The following is a 20,112-nucleotide window of genomic DNA, read 5'->3' on the forward strand; positions in this document are numbered from 1 at the left end:
GGCGAGCAACCTGGTGAGACCGTTCCGTTGCGTCTTCGACGCACTACACTGACGCCATGCCTGTTCGACGGCTGATCACGCTTTCCGCGTTCGCCCTCCTGCTTCCCTTCGCTGTGTCCGCGTGCACCATGACCGGACCCGGCACCACCTCCGAATGCACCGTCACCGGCTGCACCGTCACCTTCGAGCGGGGCGTGAGCGCCAAGGCCTCGGTGCTCGGGATCGAGGCGGAACTCGTCGCCGTGAACGGTGACCTGGTCACCCTGAGCATCGGCGGCCAGCAGGTCACCGTGCCGGTGGGTCAGTCACAGGCCAGCAACGGCATGGACGTGCGGGTCAGCGAGGTGACCGACGACAAGGTCGTCGTCGTGCTCGCGACCGGCCTGCAAACGAACTGATCACCCGGGCACATTCGACCGATCGGCCGGTTCGCCGACCACCCAGGGGGCGTTCGGTTGATCCAGGATCCAGCGCCAGCTTCCGTCGGGCTGCCTGCGCGCGACTTCCACGGTCGCGCCGGTACCGCCGGGTAACCGCGACGAGGTCAGTGCCAGGTCGCCCGCGAGTAAGGCCGGGGCCTGATGACCGGGTTGGAACACCGGCCGATCGGCGATCAGGCGTGTGTACGCGGCGCGTATCTCGTCGACCCCCGTCGCGACGACCCCATCGGGCAGCGCGAGTACCGCGTCGGACTCGTACAGCTCGACCAGCCCGTCCACGTCCCCGGCGTTCAACCGCTCGACCACCAGTCGGCTCAGATCTTCCGGGCGCTGCGCACGTTCTCGCACACTCTCGGTCATCGCCACCCTCCCTCGACTCGGGTTGTGCGACAACGGTAACGCCGGGGTACGACACGAATCGCCGCGTGCGCGGCGCTGAACGCCGAGACCCCCGAAAGCCGATGGCTCTCAGGGGTCTCACGGACACAGTGTGACGTCAGCCGATCACAGCGGCGGGAATCCCGACGACCCGGTCGCCATCCAGTTCCAGAACTCGGTGACGCGGTTGAGGACCAACGCCATGACGTCGAGGGCAGTGCTTCCCATTGTCTTCCTTCACATCCGAACGAACACTTCGCTTCTTCACCATAGCAACTGGCATCGACTGAGCAACGTTGTGATAACGGACAGATGACGGCAGCCGCGTTGGTTCGTGACGACGACCCCCGCCCGGCCATCGGACCGATCGGCGGCGGGTTACCCGGACCGAATATCCCGGCGGGCCCGTTGTCATATTGCAAATGGCATATGCGAATTGCGTCAGATGAACGCGAGGGAAACACACTTGGACGACCGCCCATCAACAGTGTGATGGTGCCGACAAATACCGTTCCATCCGAAATGAACAAAATATCGGCAGACAGTCACGTACTCGAATGCCGCCGCGCGAACCCTGCTGCAGGACAAGCAAATCCACGGAGTCGATCGACAAACGCGCTGGCTGTGGAGTTTTGTTCAACAAGACCGTGACGGCCGTCACGATAACGTTCTCAGTGGATTCACATATACGATCAATCTCGCAAGAGCATCAGGTAACACAGTGCGGTGTTCTCCTCAGATCTCATCCGTCCGCCGATTCGGCAAATATTCGTCACGAGGTGAACCCGGTCATGGAATACACGCACCTGTCCGAATTCGATATCCGTTCGGGCGCTTTGTCGATGTGGACGCCCGAACTCGCCGCCGATTCCTGGCAGCCCGACGATCGCCCGCTGACCAGCGTGCACGCCGGCTATTGCGCGAGCGTGGATCCCACTGATCCGCTGCCGGGGCGCGGACGCTGGATCGGCACCGTTTTCGAGATGGATGCCCCGCTCGACGGCCCCACCTGGCGCGAGACGCTGCGGCGCTGGCACGCCAGGCACGAGGGGCTGCGCACCACGGTGAGCACCGAGTCCGCAGGCGAACCGCGCCGGCTCGTCGCCGCACCCACCGCCGTCGACATCACCGAAGACCCCGTGGCCGGACTCACCGATGGCACCCTGATCAACGAATTCCTCTGCGGCACACTAGAAGAGCGGTTGTCGCCGCTGGTGTGGCCGCACTGCCTCGCCGCCACGGTCGAGCATGCCGACACCGGTGATTTCACGGTGCTCGTCGCCGCCGATCACTCCGTGATGGACGCCTATTCGCAGGCGATTCTGATCCTCGAACTGCGCGCGCTCTACCGCGAAGCGACCGCCGGTGAGCCTTCGCGTGAGTCGGTCACTTTCGGCAGTGCGGCCGACTTCGCCGTGCTGGAACGCGCGAGCGCGGCCGAACTCGCGCTGGATTCCCCCGCGGTCGCGACCTGGCGCGAATTCCTCGCCGACGGTGCGATGCCACGGTTCGCCCCGCATGCGCAGCGGCCCGCGAGTGCGGAACTGCCGCAACCCAGTGTGTCGCGGCGGCTGCTCGATCTGGCCGAACTCGAGCAGGTCGAGGCTGCTCTGGACCAGGTGCGGCACCGGATGTCCGTTGCCGTGTTCGCGGCGCTGGCCGTGGCGAATCAGCAGCGGTTCGGCGTGGACCGGATGCGGACCGTGATGCCGATCGCGACGCGTCCTGACCTGCGGTGGATGGAGTCGATGGGCTGGTTCGTCAATGTGGTCCCGGTCGATATCGACGTGGCGCCCGGCGTCGGCATCACCGGCGCCATGGATCAGGCGCGGGCCGCCCTGCGTCGTTCGCGCAGCGCCAATGACGCTTCCTGGTGCCGAGTGCTCGACCTACTCGGGGTCGCCGAGACGCCGCGCTTCGGCATCTCCTTCCTCGATATTCGCGTGCTGCCCGGCTATGAATTAGTTGCTGACCTGCGCGGACGGACTTTGCGGGCGGAGTCGTACTCGCCCGACGAGGTGTTCCTGTGGGTGGTCCGAGCGGCTGACGGTTTGTATGTGTCGACCCGGTATCCCGCGGGGTTCCCCGCCGAGGTGATGGACGAGTTCCTGACCGCTTTCGGTCATGCGCTGTCGTCGATCACGGCGGCAGTTCCGGCTGCCGACGAAGGTCACGAGGTTCAGCTCACGGTACCTGCGGCGACCGAGCCGCGTCCGTCCGTCTCGACGCAGACGCCTGCCGACGCACGTGCACTGCAGCCGGACACTCTGCGCGTCGCCGTGCAGGCGGGATGAGCGAATGCGCGCACTGTTGGCCTTCACCGGCAGCCGAGGCGACGCCCAACCCGGCATCCTGCTGGCTCGTGCACTGCGCGAGCGCGGCCACGACGTGACCTTGGCGCTCGCACCGAACCTCGTCACCTTCGCCCACGACCACGGGGTTGCGGCGGTGCCGTTCGGCCGCGACACCGCCGACCTCCTCGAGGCGCAGCGCACCGACCACCGTTTCGCCAGCCGCGATCCGCGCGCCCGGCTACGGGCACTGTTCGAGCTGCAACGGCGTGGCGTGCCCGAGCAGCTCGAAGACCTGCGCACGCTGGCACCCGGACACGATCTGGTGGTCGCGGGAATGGCCGGCGAGGAAGTGGCCGAGTCGGTGGCGCGGTCGCTCGGTCTGCCGTTCGCGGCGGTGCATTTCTTCCCGATCCAGCCGAACAGCGCGGTCCCGGTCGTGCCGGTGCGTTGGGCGTACCGGGTTCCCGGGTTCGTGCACCGGTGGGGTTGGTCGGCGTTGGCCCGAGCGCGCGCAGCCGCGTTGGCACCCGTTCTGCCGGCGACGCCGCGACAGGGCGCCGCGACCACGCGAATCCAGGCCTATGACCCGCGACTGTTCGCCGGTGTGCGGCAACAGTTTCCAGGGCCGTTCACCGGATTTCTCATCGACATGGACGGATTCCTCAGTACGACAGCAGCATCGGGCCCTCCCCCGCCGTCGACTCGCCCGCGATCGTCTGCAACCTCCCTGGAGTCGTGGCTCGATGCGGGTACCGCACCGATCTATGTCGGGTTCGGTTCCATGGATGTCGGCGACCCGGCCGCCTTCGTCGCGATGCTGCGCGAGGTGTGCGCCCGGCGCGGGCGTCGACTGTTGCTCGCCTCGGGCTGGGCGACGATCCCTACGGGATTCGACGATTCCGTCGCGATTGTCGACCAGGTCGATCACGCCCGGGTCCTGCCCCGTTGTATCGCGGCCGTGCACCACGGCGGCGCGGGCACCACCGCCGCTGCGCTGAGAGCCGGTGTGCCGCAAGTGATCTGCTCGGTCCAGGCTGATCAGCCGTACTGGGGCCAGGCGTTGCAGCGACTCGGACTGGCAGCCACGATGCCCGCCAAGAACCTCACCACCGAACGCCTCGACGCCCTCCTCGATCAGGTCGCGAATCCCGACGTAGTCGCACGCGCGGCAACCTACGCCATCACTGTCGCCACCGACGGTGTCGAACGAACCGCCGACGCCATCGAAGCCCTCGTCGACACCGCACAGTTCCACACCGCCGGGAGGCAGCCATGAGCACCGAAATCGCCATCCGCACAACCGGTCTCGGCAAGTCCTACAGCGACTTCACCGCCGTCGGCAGCATCGACCTCACCATCGAAGCAGGCACCGTCTTCGCCCTGCTCGGCCCCAACGGCGCGGGCAAGACGACCACCGTCCGGATGCTCGCGACCCTGGTCCGTCCCGATCGCGGCACCGCCGAGATCTTCGGCTACGACATCACCCGCGACGCGACCGCCGTACGCTCGATGATCGGCCTCACCGGCCAGTACGCCTCCGTCGACGAAACCCTCACCGCCGGTGAGAATTTGCGCCTGTTCGGCCGCCTGCTCGGCCTCTCCCGTCGTGACGCCGCACGCCGCAGCATCGAACTCCTCGAAGATTTCGAGCTGTCGAAGGTCACCGACCGTCCGGTGAACCAGTTCTCCGGCGGCATGCGACGACGCCTGGATCTGGCGGCGACCCTGATCACCGATCCCCCGCTGATCTTCCTCGACGAGCCGACCACCGGCCTCGACCCACACACCCGCGACAAGATGTGGGGCATCATCCGCAAGCTCGTCGCCCGTGGCGCGACCGTGCTGCTCACCACCCAATACCTCGAGGAAGCCGACGCACTCGCCGACCGGATCGCCGTGATCGACCGCGGCGCCATCGTCGCCGAGGGCACCGCCGCGGAACTGAAGGCCTCCATCGGCGACCAGGTGCTGCGCCTGGATCTGGTCGATGCGGCCCAGTCCGCTCACGCCGAGTCCATCGTCGCCGAGCTCACCGGCGAGGTCCCCGAGGGGTCGTCGGCGGGCACGCTCTCCGTCGCGCTGACCGATGCGGGCACCGCCGCCGACATCGTCGCCGCCTGCCGCGCCGCGGGGATCGGGCTGCGTGGTTTCGCCGTCGACCGCCCCGATCTCAACGCCGTGTTCCTCGCTCTGACCGGTACCGACCGCGTCGCCGCCTGATCCGAAAGACCGAGGCCATCATGACCGTCACTCTCGCCGAGACCGCCGTCGAGCGCCCCGCCGCGACGATCGACCGCCGTCCACGCATCACCCACGTGAGCCTGCGCGCCTCGCTTTTCCAGTCGCTGATGATGGCGTGGCGGGGTCTGCTGACCTTCCGGCACAGCCCGCAGTTGCTCTACGACGCGCTCCTGCTGCCCATCGTCGGGCCGCTGCTGTTCGGCAGCATCTTCGGCACCGCCATCGCGGGCAGTACCGAGGCGTATCTGCCGATTCTCATTCCGGGCGTGCTGGTGCAGATCGTGCTCACCTCCTCGGTCGCGACCGGTGTCCAGCTGTCGGAGGACATCCGGTCCGGGGTGTTCGACCGGTTCGTCGCCATGCCGATCGCCCGGTCGGCGCCGGTCGCCGGGGCGCTGCTGGCCGGGGCCACCCGGTACGTGATCGCCGCGACCACCGTGGTGATCGTCGGGTTCTCGATGGGTTATCGGCCCGATCATCCGGTCGGGTTCGTCGCCGGTGCGGTACTGGTCGTGCTGGCCACCACGGCGATCAGCTGGCTGTTCGCGTTCATCGGCGTCACCGTGTCGAGACCCGCTGCCGTGCAAGGCATGTCGATGCTGGTGCTTACCTTCCTGAGCTTCGCGTCCAACGCGCTGGTGCCCGAATCGGCGATGCCGACCTGGTTGCGCTACATCTCCGACTACAACCCGGTGTCCTACCTCGTCTCCGCCGTGCGGGGGCTCGCCGAGGACGGCGTCGTCGGCACCGACGCCCTGTGGTCGGTAGTTGCCTCGCTGGTGATCGCCGCCGTCTTCGCACCCCTGACCGTCCGCACCCTGCGTGCCCGCTGAGGAGTTTCCGATGACACTCACCGCCCCCGCCACCATGCCCGCCGCCGTCAACCGGCTCACCGCTGACGACGACCTGTTCCTGAAGCTCCACAGCCTCTACGGCAACGCGCTGGTCAACCAGCTCGCCTGGCGATTCGACGAACCCCTGCCCCATGATTTGCTCGCCCGCTTCCACGCGCAGTTGGCCCAGGGCTTCCTGGCTCGCAGAGTCCAACCCACCCGGGTACCGTTCGCCCGCCCCTACTGGCTGCCCGCGACGGAATCGCTTCCCCTTGGCTGGGATACGGAGCCCGTCGCCGACGACGAGGTGCTGGACTGGTATTTCGCGCAGAGCCAGGTCGATTTCGACCCCGAAACCGGCCGGGTGTGGCGGCTGTCCACGGCACCGACCGCTGCGGGCGGGACACTGGTTTCGCTGGTGTCCTCGCATGTGGTATCCGACGGCGGCGCGGTGTTGTACGCCGTAGGCGACGCGCTCGCTCGGCTCGACGAGAGTCCGGACTTCGCCACGGGTTCGGGCAGTCTCGTCGGGGCGCTACCACGGAACCCGTTGGGCGCGAACATCATCGATGCGGGTCGACAGCTCCGTGCCGTCGCGAAAGGGATCCGAGCGGCGATAGCCACCCGCGGCGTCACCGAGCCGGACCGCAACCCTCGGCCCGCTCTCCCCGAGCTCCCGCTCCCTTCTCGCTGGTCACCATCGGACCTGGTGGTCCAGCTCGATCTCACCGAATGGAACACCGCCGCCGCCAAGCATTCCGGCACCACAAACGGCCTCCTGATCGCCCTGGGCGCAGGCCTACTCGGCCGCAGCGGCCGCGTCGGCGACACCGCAGACATCCGCGTCGACATCCCCCACTCGATGCGCACCCCCGACGACCCCCGAGCCAACGCCACCACCGGCCTCCCCATCGCGGTCCCCTACCGCACCGGCACCCCCATAGACCTCCCCACCATCCGCGCTGCCGTCAAAAGCGCCGCCACCGCTTACCGCGACCCAGCCACCACCCCCGCCCTACAACACCTCCAACCGCTACAAATGATCCTGCCCCGCTTCGTCCTACGCCACTTCGCCCGCACCGCCAAAGCCCCCGAATGCCTGTGCACCAACCTCGGCGAAACCGCCACCGGCGTAGCAGCTTTCGCCACCCGCCACGCCTCCGCAGTCCTCATGCGCCCCGTAGTCTGCACCAACGACACCACCATGTTCCGCCAGGTAGAAGTAGGCGTAAACCTCTCCTTCTCCACCGACGGCCACACCATCACCCTCGCCGTAACCGCCGCCGACCCCGACCACTTCCCCACCCGCACCGCTCTCCGCGAACTGCTGACCGCCGAGCTCGACTCCTGGAATCTGACACCGAGTTTCTGGTGAGACACCTCAGATCCGCCTCACCACGATGACCAGTTCGGTACCTATGCCGACACAACCTTCAACTGCGACAGCACGGATTCCGGGTTGTTGATGTAGTTCCAGCCATCCGTCGGCAAGGTGAATTGGCCGAGTACGTTCGCCAACTCTCCCCGTTCTGTCTCAGTGACGGGGATCTGACATTTGACGAGCGTCGCGCACAAGACGTCGACCAGCGAAGCCCACTCCCCTACATCGATGTACGTCCGATACGTCTGGAGAACCTCGGGGGGCAACCGATCGGCGAGACGCTCGAGAAGATCACGTGATTCAGTATTCAACCGGTTGATCCGCTGATTTCGAGCCGCTACAACCACAGGGTCTTGCAATCGTTTTCTGGCCTCGCGCGCAGCCCTGTCGCGCGCAGCCCTTTCAACGCTCACGCTGCACCGCCCGAATGTGCTGATGCCACCTCGCGGACGGCTGCGCGGGCGGCGACCAGGATGGGATCCCAGACCGGGGAGAACGGTGGGGCGTAGCCGAGGTCGAGGGCGGTCACCTGCTCCACCGTCATTCGGGCCGTGAGTGCCACTGCGGCGATGTCGATGCGCTTGGCGGCGCCGTCGCGTCCGACGATCTGCACGCCGAGCAGTCGGCCGGTGCGGCGTTCGGCCAGCATCTTCATCGTCATGGGTTCCGCGCCGGGGAAATACCCCGCACGGCCGGTGGATTCGATAGTGACGCAGTGGAATTGAAGACCGGCTCGGTGAGCGTCCTTCTCGCCCAGACCTGTCCGCGCCACCTCGAGATCACAAACCTTGCTCATCGCCGTACCGACCACACCGGGAAACGTGGCGTAACCGCCGCCGACACCCGAGCCGATCACCTGCCCGTGCTTGTTGGCATGGGTGCCCAGCGGAATGTAGCGAAGCGTATTCGACACCAGATCGAACACTTCCACACAGTCACCACCGGCCCAGATGTCGTCATATCCGCGCACCCGCTGCGCGAGATCGGTGAGCAGCCCACCGCTCTCACCCAGCGGCAGTCCGGCGTCGCGGGCGAGATCGGTGGCCGGTCGCACGCCGATCCCCAGCACGACAACAGCCGCCGGATACTCGCCGTCGGCGGTCGTCACCGCGCACACGCGCCCGTCCTCACCGGTCCGCATTCCGGTCACCTCGGCATCGCGAACGACCCGAATTCCCATCCTCACCATGGCTTCTCGCACCAGCGCCCCCATATCGGGGTCCAGGGTCGCCATGGGCTCGGCAGCCCGGGTGATCATGGTGACCTCGAACCCCCGGCGCACCAACGCTTCCGCCATTTCGACACCGATATACCCCGCGCCAACCACAACAGCTTCCCGCCCGGTCGCCGACTCCAACGCCTCGATGAGCGCCTGCCCATCATCGAGAGTCTGCACGCCGTAGACACCCTCGGCATCGATCCCCGGCAACGGCGGACGAACCGGCGTCGCCCCCGTAGCGATCACGAGCTTGTCGTAACTCGTCCAAACCTCGGCGCCACTGTCGAGATCACGCGAACGCACCCGCTTGCGCCCCGTGTCGATCTCGACCACCTCGGTCCGCATCCGCAGATCAATGTCACGAGCCCGATGCTCAGCCACCGAACGCGCAATCAGATCATCGGCCTCCGCCACATCCCCAGCAACCCAATACGGAATCCCGCACGCCGAATACGACGCATGATTCCCCTTCTCGAACACCACGATCTCGAGCTCCTCGGCCCCGCGCAGCCGACGAGCCTGCGACGCCGCCGCCATCCCCGTCGCATCCGCCCCGACAACCACCATGCGTTCGCCCATGGCACCACCGTACGAGGGTGAAGTAGGGCCCGGTCCCAGGACACGGTTTCCGCGAGTACGGGTTCTTCGTCCGTAGCCTGGATCAGGTCGGAACCAGGTACCTGTCCGGAGGGGGAACAACGTGCACGACTACGGCAGCTTCGCGACTCAGCCACTGCCAGTTCAGCGGTCACCGCGACGCGCTGCCGAATCCATCGAGCTCAAAGGGATCGGCACGGATGGCCTCGCCCATGCGGGCAGGCAGGTTGCCATCGCGGGAGTGGTCAGCAGGCTGACGGGCTTCATTCGCACGATCGTCTTGGCCGCGGTGCTCGGAACCGCGGCAGTCGGTGACGCGTACAACGGGGCGAACAATATGCCGAACATGCTCTACGAGCTGCTGCTGGGCAGTGTTCTGGCCAGTGCCGTCGTCCCGTTGTTGACCAGGGCCCGACGTCAGGGGCGCAAGCGATCTCGTGAGTTCACCCAGCGTGTGATGGTGGCGGCCGTGGTGGTCTTGGCGGCGGTCACCGCGCTCACCGTTGCCTGCGCGCCACTGATTGTCCGGGTGTTCGTCGCGGACTCCGACCAGCGTCAGCTGGCGACCTGGTTGGCGTATCTACTGCTGCCACAGATCTTCTTCTACGGCGTAGCTGTTGTGGTCAGCGCGGTACTGAATGTCCGTGACAGTTTCGCCACCGCGGGATGGGCACCCGTGATCAACAATCTGATCGTGTTGACGACCTGCGGCGTATTCGTTCTCCTCCCGGGTCCGGTCACGCTGACGCCCACTTCCATCACCACCGCCCAACTGCTGACCATCGGAGTCGGCACCACCGTGGGGATCGCCGGACAGACCGCGTGGGTGGTGATGGCGTTGCGACGCAACGGATTCGCGTGGAGCTGGCGCGTGCGACCGCTGCCCTACACCTGGCGTCCGGTCCGCTCCGGCCTGCCGATCCTGGGTTGGCTGCTCGTCTATGCGGCGATCAGCCAGATCGGGGTCGCGATCACGATGCGCGTCGCCTTCGACCACGGTGGCGTGTCCATCTACACCTACGCCGAACTGCTGTTCCAGGTGCCGTACGGGATTCTCGCCGCGTCGGTACTGACCGTCTTGATGCCACGAATCTCCCGTGCCGCAGCTCTCGGCGACCACGCCTCCGTGCTCGCTGATCTGTCGCGAGGAGCACGCTTTCTGTCCGCGGCGCTGATCCCGGTGACCATGGCGATGACGCTGCTCGGCCCGGGATTCGCCGCGCTCGTCTTCACCGGCCGGGTCGATCCCGAGGCGGCGCGGTTGATCGGCACCGCGGTGGCCTGTTCGGCATTCGGTCTGGCACCGTTCGCGCTCGTCATGCTGCAGATGCGAGTGTTCTACGCCTACAACGACACTCGCACCCCGACGGTCATCAACGTAGCCATGGTCCTCACCAAAGTGACGACCCTGACGATCGGTGCGACAGTCCTGTCCGACCACGCTGTGATCGTGATGCTTAGCGTCGCAAGCTCATTCGCCTATATTGTCGGAGCGGTAGCCGGTTACGTTCTGCTGCGCCGCCGCTACGGCCTGCTCGGATTCTCCGCAGTTGCCGCTACCGCTCATCGAGTCGTCTGGGCGACCGCTTTCGCCGGAGCCGCGGGCCTTGCGGTCATCGCCCTCCTCCGTTCGATGATCGACCCGCCAACCATCCAACACCTCGCCACTGTGACCGCAGGAGCCGCGGTCGGCGCCGCCGTTTTCCTGCTCGCGGCACGACTGATAGGCATTCCCGAGGTCAGCTCAGCCCGCTCCCTGCTGCTGCGATCATGACAACGCTGCCCCGCATGACCGTGGCCATGGCCGGATCCGCTCGAGTTGAGCCGCGACAGCAAGCAACAATCCTTCGCCACCGGGCGCGGCAGCAACCTGAACACCGATGGGTAGACCTTCCACAGTCCGCCCTGCTGGCACCGTTACCACCGGGTACCGAACTAGGTTGAACGGCAACAGGAATGGAATGAGCCTGCTCGCGGCTAGATGAGTGCGGATCATTCCGGCGTTCGCCCAGCCACCCGCACGTGGAGGTGGAGCGGCCAATGTCGGCGTGATGAGGACGTCGTAGTCGGCGAACCACGCCGCGAAACGCGCGGCGGTCCCGGCAGGAACTTTGTCTCGGGCGACGGGCAACCGCCGCAGTATTCGCCCGGTCCGGACTATCGCGCTGGTGCGCCGCTCCAGCGATCGAAGAGTGAATCCGTCTGCGTCATCGGCGGATCCGGCGAAATAGCGGGCGATGTATCGGGGGTGGTCGCTGATTCGCCAGGGCGGCGTCACGGTGTCCACTGAGTGACCGGCATCTCGCAGGGTCTGCGCCACCGCCTCGAGTGCCGTGCGAACCTGCGGGTCGACGCGCACTCCGCGTATCGGCGGAACTGCGGTTACACCGACGCGAAGCGCCCGATCCGGAACAGTCATCGAATTCCGGTAACAGTCGGTGGCGGCGAGCACGTCGAGCATCAGAGCTGCGTCGGCGACTGTGGTCGCGATCGGGCCCAGCTCCGACATTCCGCGCCAGCCCGGCCCCGTGCGCGGCACCAGCCCAGGCCCCGGCTTCAGACCGACAACACCGCAGCACGAAGCCGGAATCCGGATCGACCCGCCGCCGCCGGACGCGAGCGCCAAGGGCACCATCCCGGCCGCGACTGCTGCTGCGGAACCGCCGCTCGACCCGCCGGACGTGTAGGTCGGATTCCACGGATTGCGAGTGACCCCGAACGCGGCGCTTTCGGTGAACGGCCCCTGACACAGCTCCGGCAGAGTGGTCTTGCCGATCACCAGCGCGCCCGCCGCACGCAACCTGCGGACGAGTTCGTCGTCAACTTCGACTGGCTCGTCGGATGTTGCGGCAGTCCCGTGTCGGGTCGGGTACCCCGCGACATCGACGTGGTCCTTGATCCCCACCGGGACCCCGGCCAACGGGAGCAGCGCCAGGTCGGGCCGCCGCGCCAACGCCGCCACTTCCGCGCGCACCTGCTCCCGACGCACCGCGCAGAAGGCGTTGACCGACACATCTGCCTCGATGCGCGCGAGCGCCGCCTCCGCCACCTCGACCGGCGAAACCTCGCCCGCCCTGACCGCAGCCGCGATCTCTACTGCCGTCCAACCGATCACCATGCCGACGGTAACCGGAAGTCCTATCGGGACTGAGGTTTTCGGCAACGTCTTCTGGACGAGGCAATCCTTGGGCGGGGCGCTCCGCCGCTACCGGAACTGGTTGAGCGGCCGCTCGTGAACGATCAGGATTCCCGGGCGGCGATCGCGGCTTGGATGCGGCGGAGAGTACGCAGGCCTTTCTTCGCGGCGACACTCACCATCCCGTCGAAGACGGTCGATCCGCGGTCGTTGGCCATCAACCGTTCCAGGGTCGGGACAGCGCCGTCGTCGCCGGTCGATCCGAGTGCGACGGCTGCCCAGTATCGCTTGTCCGGGTCGTCGCTCGAGGCGGCCTCGATCAGTCTCGGGATGATGTCGGGGGCGAATTCGGACAGTGCACTGGCGATGTAGCCGATGCGGTAGTAGCGGCGGTTCTCGAATTCGTCCCAGAGGGCGGCCAGGGCCGCGTCGCCGCCGATCATGCCGAGGGCTTCGGCTGCGCGTTCGCGCATTCCACTGATCGGGTCCTGCAGGAGGGGCGCGAGGGCCGGGACGACCGATTCGTCGCCGAGCGCGCCGAGGGCGATCACCGCCTGGTCGCGGGCGATGTCCTGCGGGTGGTCCAGCATCGCGACGAGACCGGGGACCGCGTCGCGGATGCCGAGGGCCGCGCAGCCCATCGCGGCCCAGGCCTGACAGTTGTAGCGGGTATCGGCGAGTGACGCGAGCAGAGGTTCGCGCAGGGTGTCGTCGCCGAAAACCTCCGCGCGGTTCAACGCCCGGCTGTAGAGCGACCGGTGGTAGTCGGGATAGTCGCGCACGAGCGCGCGCAATGTTTCTTTGGCAGCTGTGTCGCCGTCCTCGGCCTGCGCGAGCAGTTGCCGCAGGTTCTCCTCGCGGGTCTCGAGGTCACCATCTTTGAGGAGTCGCACGTCAGCTGGGTTCACCGCCCAACGGTACCTGGTGACGATCTGCTCCGAAGACACCGTTGTGCTGCCCGTCAGACCATCGCGCGACTCGGAGCGGGCCGCAGACGGAACGCGACGAGCCCGATCAGTATCAACACTGCCAGAGTGTCGAATACCGTGCTGAACAGCGGTGCATCCGGTCGGGCAACCGGATCCGACAGGGTCAGAACAAGATTCGCCGTCTTGGTGGTGATCGCGGCCACCGCGACCGGCACCTGGACCGCCGGAACGAACGCCGCCCACACCAGCGCGGCACCCAGCACGGCCTGCATCACGCCACGGTGTCGCAACAAGGCGGTTTCCATCGGGCTCAGCTGGGTCAGCCCGTAGTACTCGAGGGCAGCCGGGCTCACCAGGGCGAGCACCGGCGTCATCGTGATCACACCGAGCACGACGAGGGCTGTCTTGACGGCTCTATCGGTAGACATTGCAGACTCCAATCATCAGCAGTACTGACGATCAGTGTACGTGACTACAATGACTCCATGCGAGAGTCGAATCCAGTAGAGCGGATCACCCAGGCGCCGATCTTCCTGTTGTTCCGGGTCGGCGAAGCCGCCCGCGATGCTGTGGAACAGTCGCTGGACCGCCATGGCCTGCGCGGCAAAGACTTTCGCACGCTCGCCTATGCCGGCACCGGCGCCCACTCCCAACAGGAGTTGTCCCGGGCAACAGGTCTGGACCGCACCACCATGGTCGGCGTGATCGACCGATTGGAACGACTCGGCATGGCCGTGCGCGAACGCGGAGACGACCGGCGCCGACAGGTTGTGGTCCCCACCGAACTCGGATTGCAAACCCTGACAGACGCTTTCACCGAACTGGAGCAGGTTCAGGAGGAGTTCCTCGCTGCATTGAGCCCCACAGGTCAGCAAGCGATGAAGTCGTCGCTGTCTCGACTTTTCGCCGCGCACGACCCCTCATGCAACACCTAGCACCCGCGTGATCCCCTGGAAATTTTCGGTTCCCAGGGGATTTCGCCAGGTCAAGTGCGCGTGACCTATCCCGCAGCCTCTGCTCGCCGGGCCTGCTTGGTCGCGCGGCGCATCCGCAGCAGGTAGCGCGGTGTCGGCGGATTCCAGCCCAGCTGGACCGACATCCCGAGATCGTCCCGGTTGGCCCAGTGCTCGACGACCATGCCGTCGACCACCCGGATCCAGTGTGTCTGGGTGATCGCGAACCGATTGCCGGTGGCGGGGAATGCCTGCGCGACAGCACCTTCCGCGTCATAGGCGACGAACGGCCCGATCTGGTGGCCCGACATCGTGGTATGCGCGACGACGGTGTCGCCCTCGGTCACGACCGTGTGCACGTCCCAGGCGAGGTCCTCGAACGCTTGCCGCAACCACAACGCGGTGGCGTAGAACGCGTCCGGTCCGAGCCCTCGGCACGCCGGCGGCTCCGTCGCCCCTTCCCTGTTGACCGCCTCCGGGTGGATCAGCTTCTCGAAATCAGACGGTTCGCCGGTCGCCATGATCTGCATCGACCGCACCGCCAGGTCTGCGATGTCGCCGTACTCACGTGCCATGTTGGTCGCCTTCCAGGATTAGAATGAATGAAGTTCTATTAGTTAGAACGGCGCTCCATCCAAAATGGTTCAGGAGATCTGGTGACCGAAAAGCGTCGATACTCGACGGCCCTGCGCACCCAGCAGACCGCCCTCGCCCGCGCCCGCATCATCGACGCCGCCCGCGACCTGTTCCTCGAGCACGGCTACCTCGGCACCACGGTCTCGGCCATCTCCCGATCCGCCCAGGTCAGCGTGCAGACGATCTACAACACCGTCGGCAACAAACCCGCCCTGCTCAAGACTGTGTACGACACGATGCTCGCCGGCGACGACGAACCCGTCCCCATGATCGACCGCCCCGAGTTCCGGGCGATGCACGCCGCCGAGACCGCCACCGAATGCCTCGCCCACTACACCGCCATCGGCCGCACCATCGCCCATCGCGTGCTCCCCTTGGTCTCGATGGCACTGGCTCAGGCCGCGACCGGCGACCCCGACCTACGCGCCTTCACCGACACCACCGAGAACGAACGCAACTTCGGCGCCAACCACCTCGCCAACCACCTCCACAGCCGCTTCGGCCTGCGCCCCGGCCTCACCCCCGCCGACGCCGCCGACATCCTGTGGGCCCTCACCGCCCCCGAACTCGCCGATCGACTGATCAACCGCCGCGGCTGGGACTGGGACAAATACCAGCAGTGGCTCTACACCGCCACCACCGAATCCCTCCTCGCCCCGAACCCTCCGGGCTGAGCACCGACCCACAGCCGTCAGAAGTACCCACAGCCGTCAGAAGTAGTTGTAGTCGTACCTGCGCCAGGACCCGTCGGACGGGAGATCGAACGGGATGTAGTAAGTCGCACCCTCGGATTGGTTTCGCTCGGGTACCACCGTGCCTGGCGCGAAATAGGCGAATCCATTCGACCCGATGCCGTCGCCGATTTGGAACAGGCAGGCACCGTCACGACTTCGGTGCATCGACTCGACGTAGTACACGCCGATCCACTGCGGCTGGGTGTGCTCGACGCACTGCGGCGCCGCGTCTATCAGCGCCCCCTTCGACACTCTCCACGCCGCCCGTTCCGGAAATCGCTGCTCACCCACCACGAACGTCAGCCCGACGATAACCGGCAGGATCGACGACACCGCGAACGCCTGGTACTTGATCACGCCGAACAACGCCATGAACAGCCAAACTATGCCCGCTGCAAGGATTGTCGCCATCCCGTAAAACACGACCAGCAAATTCGGACTAACGGCTTGGGTGATCACCATCGTCACGGCGGCGAACCACGTGACGACGCACAGCACGCACATCGTCGACGTCCACGACCCGGAAGATTGTGGACGTCGTCGCGCCTGTCGCTGAATCTCCCCCACCGTAGTCATGCGCCCACACTATCCAGGTTTCGGAACCCGGACCGTGCCGGTCACAGTTGACCGGCGGGTTCCCAGTCCAAGGCGGCAACCGTCGCGGAATCACCTTCCAGCCACGCCCACAGGACCTCCACGATCTGTGCCTCGTCACCGACGACAGTGCGGCCGATCTCTGGTGGCGCGGTGGACAACTCGAGATCGTAGTTGTTGGGACCGTTGCGGTAGGTCTGAATGAATCCGGGCTGATCCTGACGCGAGACCACCATGAAGGTGTTCCCGTGTTGCGCGGGGATACAGCCCACCCAGTACTCGAGGTGGTCGCGGGTCAGTGTCGTCAGCTCCCATCCGCCCACGCGCACATCGAGATTGCGGTGTACGACCGGCACCGGATCTGGGAGCCGGTCCTCGTTCGGACGTGGATCAGAACTCATCTTCGTACTCCCAACCGAACCGCACCCGAGCGTGCGGGACCAACTGCGTAGCCCGCGCCGTCAGCCGCTCCTCGAAGGCCGGCTGCCAGCGAAAGAACCCGCTGAAGATCACCTTGTGCTCGCCGGAATCGGCGCGCACGGCCAGATCCGACCCCTCACCCCACATACTCACGAACACTTCGTATTCCATCCCCTCCGCCCGCACGACCTCGGTCAACAGCGCGGTCATCCCCACCTGCTCCCGATCGTCACGCAACCCGGAGATCTCCACGAAGACACCGACATTCACAGACACGCCACCGACCCTAACCACACCCACCGACACGAACGAGCGGTAGCGAGGCGCGCTGTCACCCGTTTCGGTCGATGTACCCGCCCGCGTCCTCGAACCGGAACCACTCACCGTCGAACGGCTTATAGAAGATGCGACTCTCTCGCTGTTGCGAGGGACTGGGCGGGTTCGTCCCCGACGGAAAGTGGCCACAGCGCTGCCGAATACGAACACGATCCGCCATCGTCGAATCGCGATCAGTTCCCGTATCGTCGACACTTCTCGGACCTTACCGTCGGCCAAGACGACCTGAAGACATAGATACCGGAAACCCGCAGGCCCCCAGCGGTTTTCATCAGAACCAGATGCAGGAAAGAACGGGACGGCGTTCAGTGACGGAGTTGCGCCCAGGCGTGGCTTGCGGTGACGAGCTCCGCGATTCCGCCCGGCTCACTCAGATTGCGGCCGGTGAGTTCCTCGAGTCGGCGCAACCTCTTGCGCACGGTGTTGGGGTGGCAGTGCAGTCGTTCGGCGGTGCGATCCGCCGAACCTGCCGACGTGACCCACATCTGCAGCGTGTGCAGCAACGTCTGCTGTGTCTCGTCGGGTGCGTCGAGCAACCCGCCGAGAACGGTTCGCGCAGTCTCGCGCGTGACGTCGCGGCCACCGGCGACGAGCATGTTCAACGGGGTGTTCTCGAATTGTTCGACGGTCTGGCTGCCGTGCAGACCGTCACGCACCAGTTCGGCCAGGTCGAGTGCCCAGGCGGTCTGTCGCAGCGACCCGAAGGCGGGGCTGATGCCGACCGGACCGCTCGCATGTCTGCGCAGCACGCTTATCGCCAGGTCGGCGCGGGCGGGGTGGTGCATCGAGAGCACGCCGACGGCGGTGTCGTAACGGACGCGCCAGACCATCGTCACGTCGATCGCCGCCAGCGCCGACCCGAGCCGTGGCATCGGGTCCTGGCCACGGTCGCTCGCGGTGGCGATAACGAGGAACGACCCGTCCATCGGGAGACGAAGCGCGCGTGCCACATCGATCAGCATCGCCGACCCCGGATCGTCCGACAGGAGTACGTCGACGAGTGCGGCGCGCTCCCGCTCGCGCTGCGACAGCAGGTAATCCGCCTCCTCACGGTAGGCGTCGACCATCGCGTCGGCGTCGAGGCTGTGATTGCGGAACACCGACTGCATGAGTTCGATGATGACCGCGGCAGGCACGACCGGGATCTGCGCACCGGCATCCACGAGCGCCGTCGACATCGCCAGGTAACCGAGCCGATAGGCGCACAGCACGTCGGCGAGCGGCGCATTCTGTCTTGCCCGTAAGCGCCCGGTCTCCGCGGGCGCCTGCGGGGCGTGTCTGGCGCCGAGCAACGCCGCGAGGGCTGCCTCGAGATTGAGCAGCAAACGCGCCCGAACCTCCGCGTGCTCACCCGCCCCACCGGTTCGGTAGAACGGCACCTCGGCGAACATCTGGCTGGTGACGCGATCGGCCATCGCGGGCAGATCGTGCCGCACTCTTCTGACGACCTCCTGCACCAGGGCCGAATCCGTGGAACTGACAGCGCTGAGCATCCGCCCAGTTTATCCGTGAGTGTGACGGGCGACACTGCGGGGCCGCCTACGGTGTCGCGGCGACCACTGACCTGCGCGACCGCAGAATCTAGCGTTCCAGCGGTATCAGTGGAACCGCATCCGCCCAGGGTGGATGCACGCAGTCGAAGGAGACGGGCTATGACGATCAGCCCTGGGCGCCCAGCTACCGTGAGCGAGGCCGATGTACGCAAAGTCGCTTTGGTCAGCCTGGTGGGTGCCAGTGTCGAGTGGTTCGACTTCTTCCTTTTCGGTACCGCGGCCGCGTTGGTCTTCCCCAAGCTGTTCTTTCCCAGCACCGACCCCGTCACCGCGGTGCTCGCCTCCTTCGGCATCTTCGGCATCGGTTTCATCGCGCGGCCGGTCGGCGGCATCATCTGGGGGCATTTCGGCGACAGAGTCGGTCGAAAGAAGGCGTTCGTCGCCGCGCTGGGACTGATGGCGGTCGCCAGTGCGCTGATCGGTCTGCTGCCGACCTACGCCAGCATCGGTATCGCGGCGCCGATCGCGTTGACGGTGCTCCGGTTCGCGCAGGGTCTCGCGGTGGGCGGCCAGTGGGGTGGCGCGGCGTTGATGGCGACCGAATCCGCGCCCGCGAACAAACGCGGGTTCTACGGAAGCTTCGCCCAGCTCGGCGTCCCCATCGGCGTCCTGCTCGGTGTGTCGGCGTACTTCTTCCTCTCGGTCTCCCTCGGCGCCGAGGCGTTCGCCAGCTACGGGTGGCGAATTCCGTTCGTGATCAGCATCTTGTTCGTCGGCGTCGTCCTCTATGTCCATCACCGCCTGGAGGAAACCCCCGCCTTCCAGAACCTGCAGCGCGCCTCGGCCGAGAAGGCCGCGACCGAGCCGTCGATCAGCAAGTCGCCGATCATCGAGGTGCTGCGCAACCACTGGCAGCGAGTGCTGCTGGCCGGTGGCGCGTTTATCGTGGTCAACGCGACCTTCTACCTCTACATCACCTTCATGCTCGACTACGGGACGCGGACCCTGAAGCTGAAGATGGCCGATGTGCTGCTGCCGCTCAGCCTGTCGACGCTGCTGTTGCTCGTGTGTATCCCGTTGTTCGCGGCCTTGTCGGACCGGATCGGACGTCGACCGCTCTACACTGCGGGCGCGGTACTCACCGCGCTGTGGGCCTTCCCCTTCTTCACGCTGATCGACACCAAGACCTTCCTCGGCATGACGCTCGGTCTCGCCGTGGGATCGACCTTTCTGACCATGATGTACGGGCCGCTGGCCGCGTTCTTCGGCGAACTGTTCCCGCCGGAACTCCGCTACAGCGGTGCGTCGCTCGGCTATCAGCTGGGATCGGTGATCGGCGGCGCCGCGACACCGCTGATCGCTGTCGAACTGCTCGACCGCACCGGCTCGACGACCGCTCTGTCGCTGATGCTGATCGGGCTGTCCATCCTGGCCGTGATCTGCATTCGGCTGCTCGCCGGTATGCACGAGCAGGACGGCCGCGTGAACTGACCCGACA

21 protein-coding genes are annotated in these 20,112 nt (G+C 66.2%); 10 read left to right on the forward strand and 11 right to left on the reverse strand.

The window, feature by feature from the left end; translation table 11 throughout:
* Nucleotides 1-56: 56 nt before the first annotated feature.
* Nucleotides 57-398 carry a hypothetical protein gene (locus ACFWUP_RS01135; protein WP_379229620.1) on the forward strand — a complete coding sequence of 114 codons (342 nt, stop codon included), beginning with the start codon at nucleotides 57-59 and terminating at the stop codon, nucleotides 396-398.
* Here the strand turns inward: ACFWUP_RS01135 and ACFWUP_RS01140 are convergent, their stop codons facing one another.
* A complete protein-coding gene (locus ACFWUP_RS01140) occupies nucleotides 399-800 on the reverse strand; it encodes a YybH family protein (protein ID WP_379229621.1) in 402 nt (133 codons plus the stop codon).
* Between the two features lie 809 nt (nucleotides 801-1,609).
* Between ACFWUP_RS01140 and ACFWUP_RS01145 the strand changes: the two genes are divergently transcribed.
* From ACFWUP_RS01145 to ACFWUP_RS01165, 5 genes are read left to right on the forward strand one after another with little or no spacing between them, the layout of a single operon-like run.
* Nucleotides 1,610-3,112, forward strand: a complete 1,503-nt coding sequence (locus tag ACFWUP_RS01145) for a condensation domain-containing protein (RefSeq protein ID WP_379229622.1) — start codon at nucleotides 1,610-1,612, stop codon at nucleotides 3,110-3,112.
* A gap of 4 nt (nucleotides 3,113-3,116) precedes the next feature.
* A complete protein-coding gene (locus ACFWUP_RS01150; RefSeq protein ID WP_379229623.1) occupies nucleotides 3,117-4,388 on the forward strand; it encodes a glycosyltransferase in 1,272 nt (423 codons plus the stop codon).
* Nucleotides 4,385-5,332, forward strand: a complete 948-nt coding sequence (locus tag ACFWUP_RS01155; RefSeq protein ID WP_379229624.1) for an ATP-binding cassette domain-containing protein — start codon at nucleotides 4,385-4,387, stop codon at nucleotides 5,330-5,332. The genes ACFWUP_RS01150 and ACFWUP_RS01155 overlap by 4 nt, the downstream gene beginning before the upstream one ends.
* A 20-nt stretch (nucleotides 5,333-5,352) precedes the next feature.
* Nucleotides 5,353-6,186: an ABC transporter permease gene (locus tag ACFWUP_RS01160; RefSeq protein ID WP_379229625.1), complete on the forward strand. Its 834-nt coding sequence runs from the start codon at nucleotides 5,353-5,355 to the stop codon at nucleotides 6,184-6,186.
* A 10-nt stretch (nucleotides 6,187-6,196) separates the two neighbouring features.
* Nucleotides 6,197-7,561: a hypothetical protein gene (locus ACFWUP_RS01165; protein WP_379229626.1), complete on the forward strand. Its 1,365-nt coding sequence runs from the start codon at nucleotides 6,197-6,199 to the stop codon at nucleotides 7,559-7,561.
* A gap of 41 nt (nucleotides 7,562-7,602) precedes the next feature.
* Here ACFWUP_RS01165 and ACFWUP_RS01170 read toward each other — a convergent pair whose 3' ends face one another.
* Both ACFWUP_RS01170 and ACFWUP_RS01175 read right to left on the reverse strand, forming a co-directional pair.
* Complete coding sequence (locus ACFWUP_RS01170; protein ID WP_379229627.1) at nucleotides 7,603-7,980, reverse strand: MafI family immunity protein; 378 nt, start codon at nucleotides 7,978-7,980, stop codon at nucleotides 7,603-7,605.
* Nucleotides 7,977-9,365, reverse strand: coding sequence for an FAD-dependent oxidoreductase (locus ACFWUP_RS01175; RefSeq protein WP_379229628.1), 1,389 nt, complete (start codon nucleotides 9,363-9,365; stop codon nucleotides 7,977-7,979). Before ACFWUP_RS01175 ends, ACFWUP_RS01170 begins: the two co-directional genes overlap by 4 nt.
* A gap of 121 nt (nucleotides 9,366-9,486) precedes the next feature.
* On the opposite strand from ACFWUP_RS01175, the gene murJ reads away from it, so the two are divergent.
* On the forward strand, nucleotides 9,487-11,157 hold the full coding sequence (gene murJ, locus ACFWUP_RS01180) for a murein biosynthesis integral membrane protein MurJ (protein ID WP_379229629.1): 1,671 nt from the start codon (nucleotides 9,487-9,489) through the stop codon (nucleotides 11,155-11,157).
* Here murJ and ACFWUP_RS01185 read toward each other — a convergent pair.
* The 3 genes from ACFWUP_RS01185 to ACFWUP_RS01195 form a co-directional block, all read right to left on the reverse strand.
* Nucleotides 11,152-12,501: an amidase gene (locus ACFWUP_RS01185; protein WP_379229630.1), complete on the reverse strand. Its 1,350-nt coding sequence runs from the start codon at nucleotides 12,499-12,501 to the stop codon at nucleotides 11,152-11,154. The two genes, murJ and ACFWUP_RS01185, sit on opposite strands and share 6 nt — an antisense overlap.
* A 122-nt stretch (nucleotides 12,502-12,623) precedes the next feature.
* The gene (locus ACFWUP_RS01190; RefSeq protein WP_379229631.1) at nucleotides 12,624-13,427 is read right to left on the reverse strand and encodes a HEAT repeat domain-containing protein; all 804 of its coding nucleotides are present in this window, start codon (nucleotides 13,425-13,427) and stop codon (nucleotides 12,624-12,626) included.
* A 53-nt stretch (nucleotides 13,428-13,480) separates the two neighbouring features.
* Nucleotides 13,481-13,876, reverse strand: a complete 396-nt coding sequence (locus ACFWUP_RS01195; RefSeq protein ID WP_379229632.1) for a hypothetical protein — start codon at nucleotides 13,874-13,876, stop codon at nucleotides 13,481-13,483.
* 57 nt (nucleotides 13,877-13,933) lie between these two features.
* Between ACFWUP_RS01195 and ACFWUP_RS01200 the strand changes: the two genes are divergently transcribed.
* Nucleotides 13,934-14,383 (forward strand): MarR family winged helix-turn-helix transcriptional regulator, encoded by a 450-nt coding sequence (locus tag ACFWUP_RS01200; protein WP_379229633.1) that lies wholly within the window; start codon nucleotides 13,934-13,936, stop codon nucleotides 14,381-14,383.
* A 65-nt stretch (nucleotides 14,384-14,448) separates the two neighbouring features.
* Here ACFWUP_RS01200 and ACFWUP_RS01205 read toward each other — a convergent pair whose 3' ends face one another.
* Nucleotides 14,449-14,976 carry an ester cyclase gene (locus ACFWUP_RS01205; protein ID WP_379229634.1) on the reverse strand — a complete coding sequence of 176 codons (528 nt, stop codon included), beginning with the start codon at nucleotides 14,974-14,976 and terminating at the stop codon, nucleotides 14,449-14,451.
* Between the two features lie 81 nt (nucleotides 14,977-15,057).
* On the opposite strand from ACFWUP_RS01205, the gene ACFWUP_RS01210 reads away from it, so the two are divergent.
* Complete coding sequence (locus ACFWUP_RS01210; protein ID WP_379229635.1) at nucleotides 15,058-15,711, forward strand: TetR/AcrR family transcriptional regulator; 654 nt, start codon at nucleotides 15,058-15,060, stop codon at nucleotides 15,709-15,711.
* 36 nt (nucleotides 15,712-15,747) lie between these two features.
* Here the strand turns inward: ACFWUP_RS01210 and ACFWUP_RS01215 are convergent, their stop codons facing one another.
* From ACFWUP_RS01215 to ACFWUP_RS01230, 4 genes are all read right to left on the reverse strand, one after another.
* Nucleotides 15,748-16,347 carry a hypothetical protein gene (locus tag ACFWUP_RS01215; RefSeq protein WP_379229636.1) on the reverse strand — a complete coding sequence of 200 codons (600 nt, stop codon included), beginning with the start codon at nucleotides 16,345-16,347 and terminating at the stop codon, nucleotides 15,748-15,750.
* A 41-nt stretch (nucleotides 16,348-16,388) separates the two neighbouring features.
* Nucleotides 16,389-16,766, reverse strand: a complete 378-nt coding sequence (locus ACFWUP_RS01220) for a hypothetical protein (protein WP_379229637.1) — start codon at nucleotides 16,764-16,766, stop codon at nucleotides 16,389-16,391.
* Entirely contained in the window at nucleotides 16,756-17,061 is a 306-nt protein-coding gene (locus ACFWUP_RS01225; protein ID WP_379229638.1) for a hypothetical protein, read from the reverse strand. The genes ACFWUP_RS01220 and ACFWUP_RS01225 overlap by 11 nt, the downstream gene beginning before the upstream one ends.
* Nucleotides 17,062-17,426: 365 nt before the next feature.
* On the reverse strand, nucleotides 17,427-18,614 hold the full coding sequence (locus tag ACFWUP_RS01230) for a PucR family transcriptional regulator (protein ID WP_379229639.1): 1,188 nt from the start codon (nucleotides 18,612-18,614) through the stop codon (nucleotides 17,427-17,429).
* Between the two features lie 159 nt (nucleotides 18,615-18,773).
* Here ACFWUP_RS01230 and ACFWUP_RS01235 point away from each other — a divergent pair, with 159 nt between their 5' ends.
* Nucleotides 18,774-20,105, forward strand: a complete 1,332-nt coding sequence (locus tag ACFWUP_RS01235; RefSeq protein ID WP_379229640.1) for an MFS transporter — start codon at nucleotides 18,774-18,776, stop codon at nucleotides 20,103-20,105.
* Nucleotides 20,106-20,112: the final 7 nt, after the last annotated feature.

Origin of the sequence: Nocardia sp. NPDC058658 (genome assembly GCF_042716665.1) — a bacterium.
Lineage (GTDB): Bacteria > Actinomycetota > Actinomycetes > Mycobacteriales > Mycobacteriaceae > Nocardia.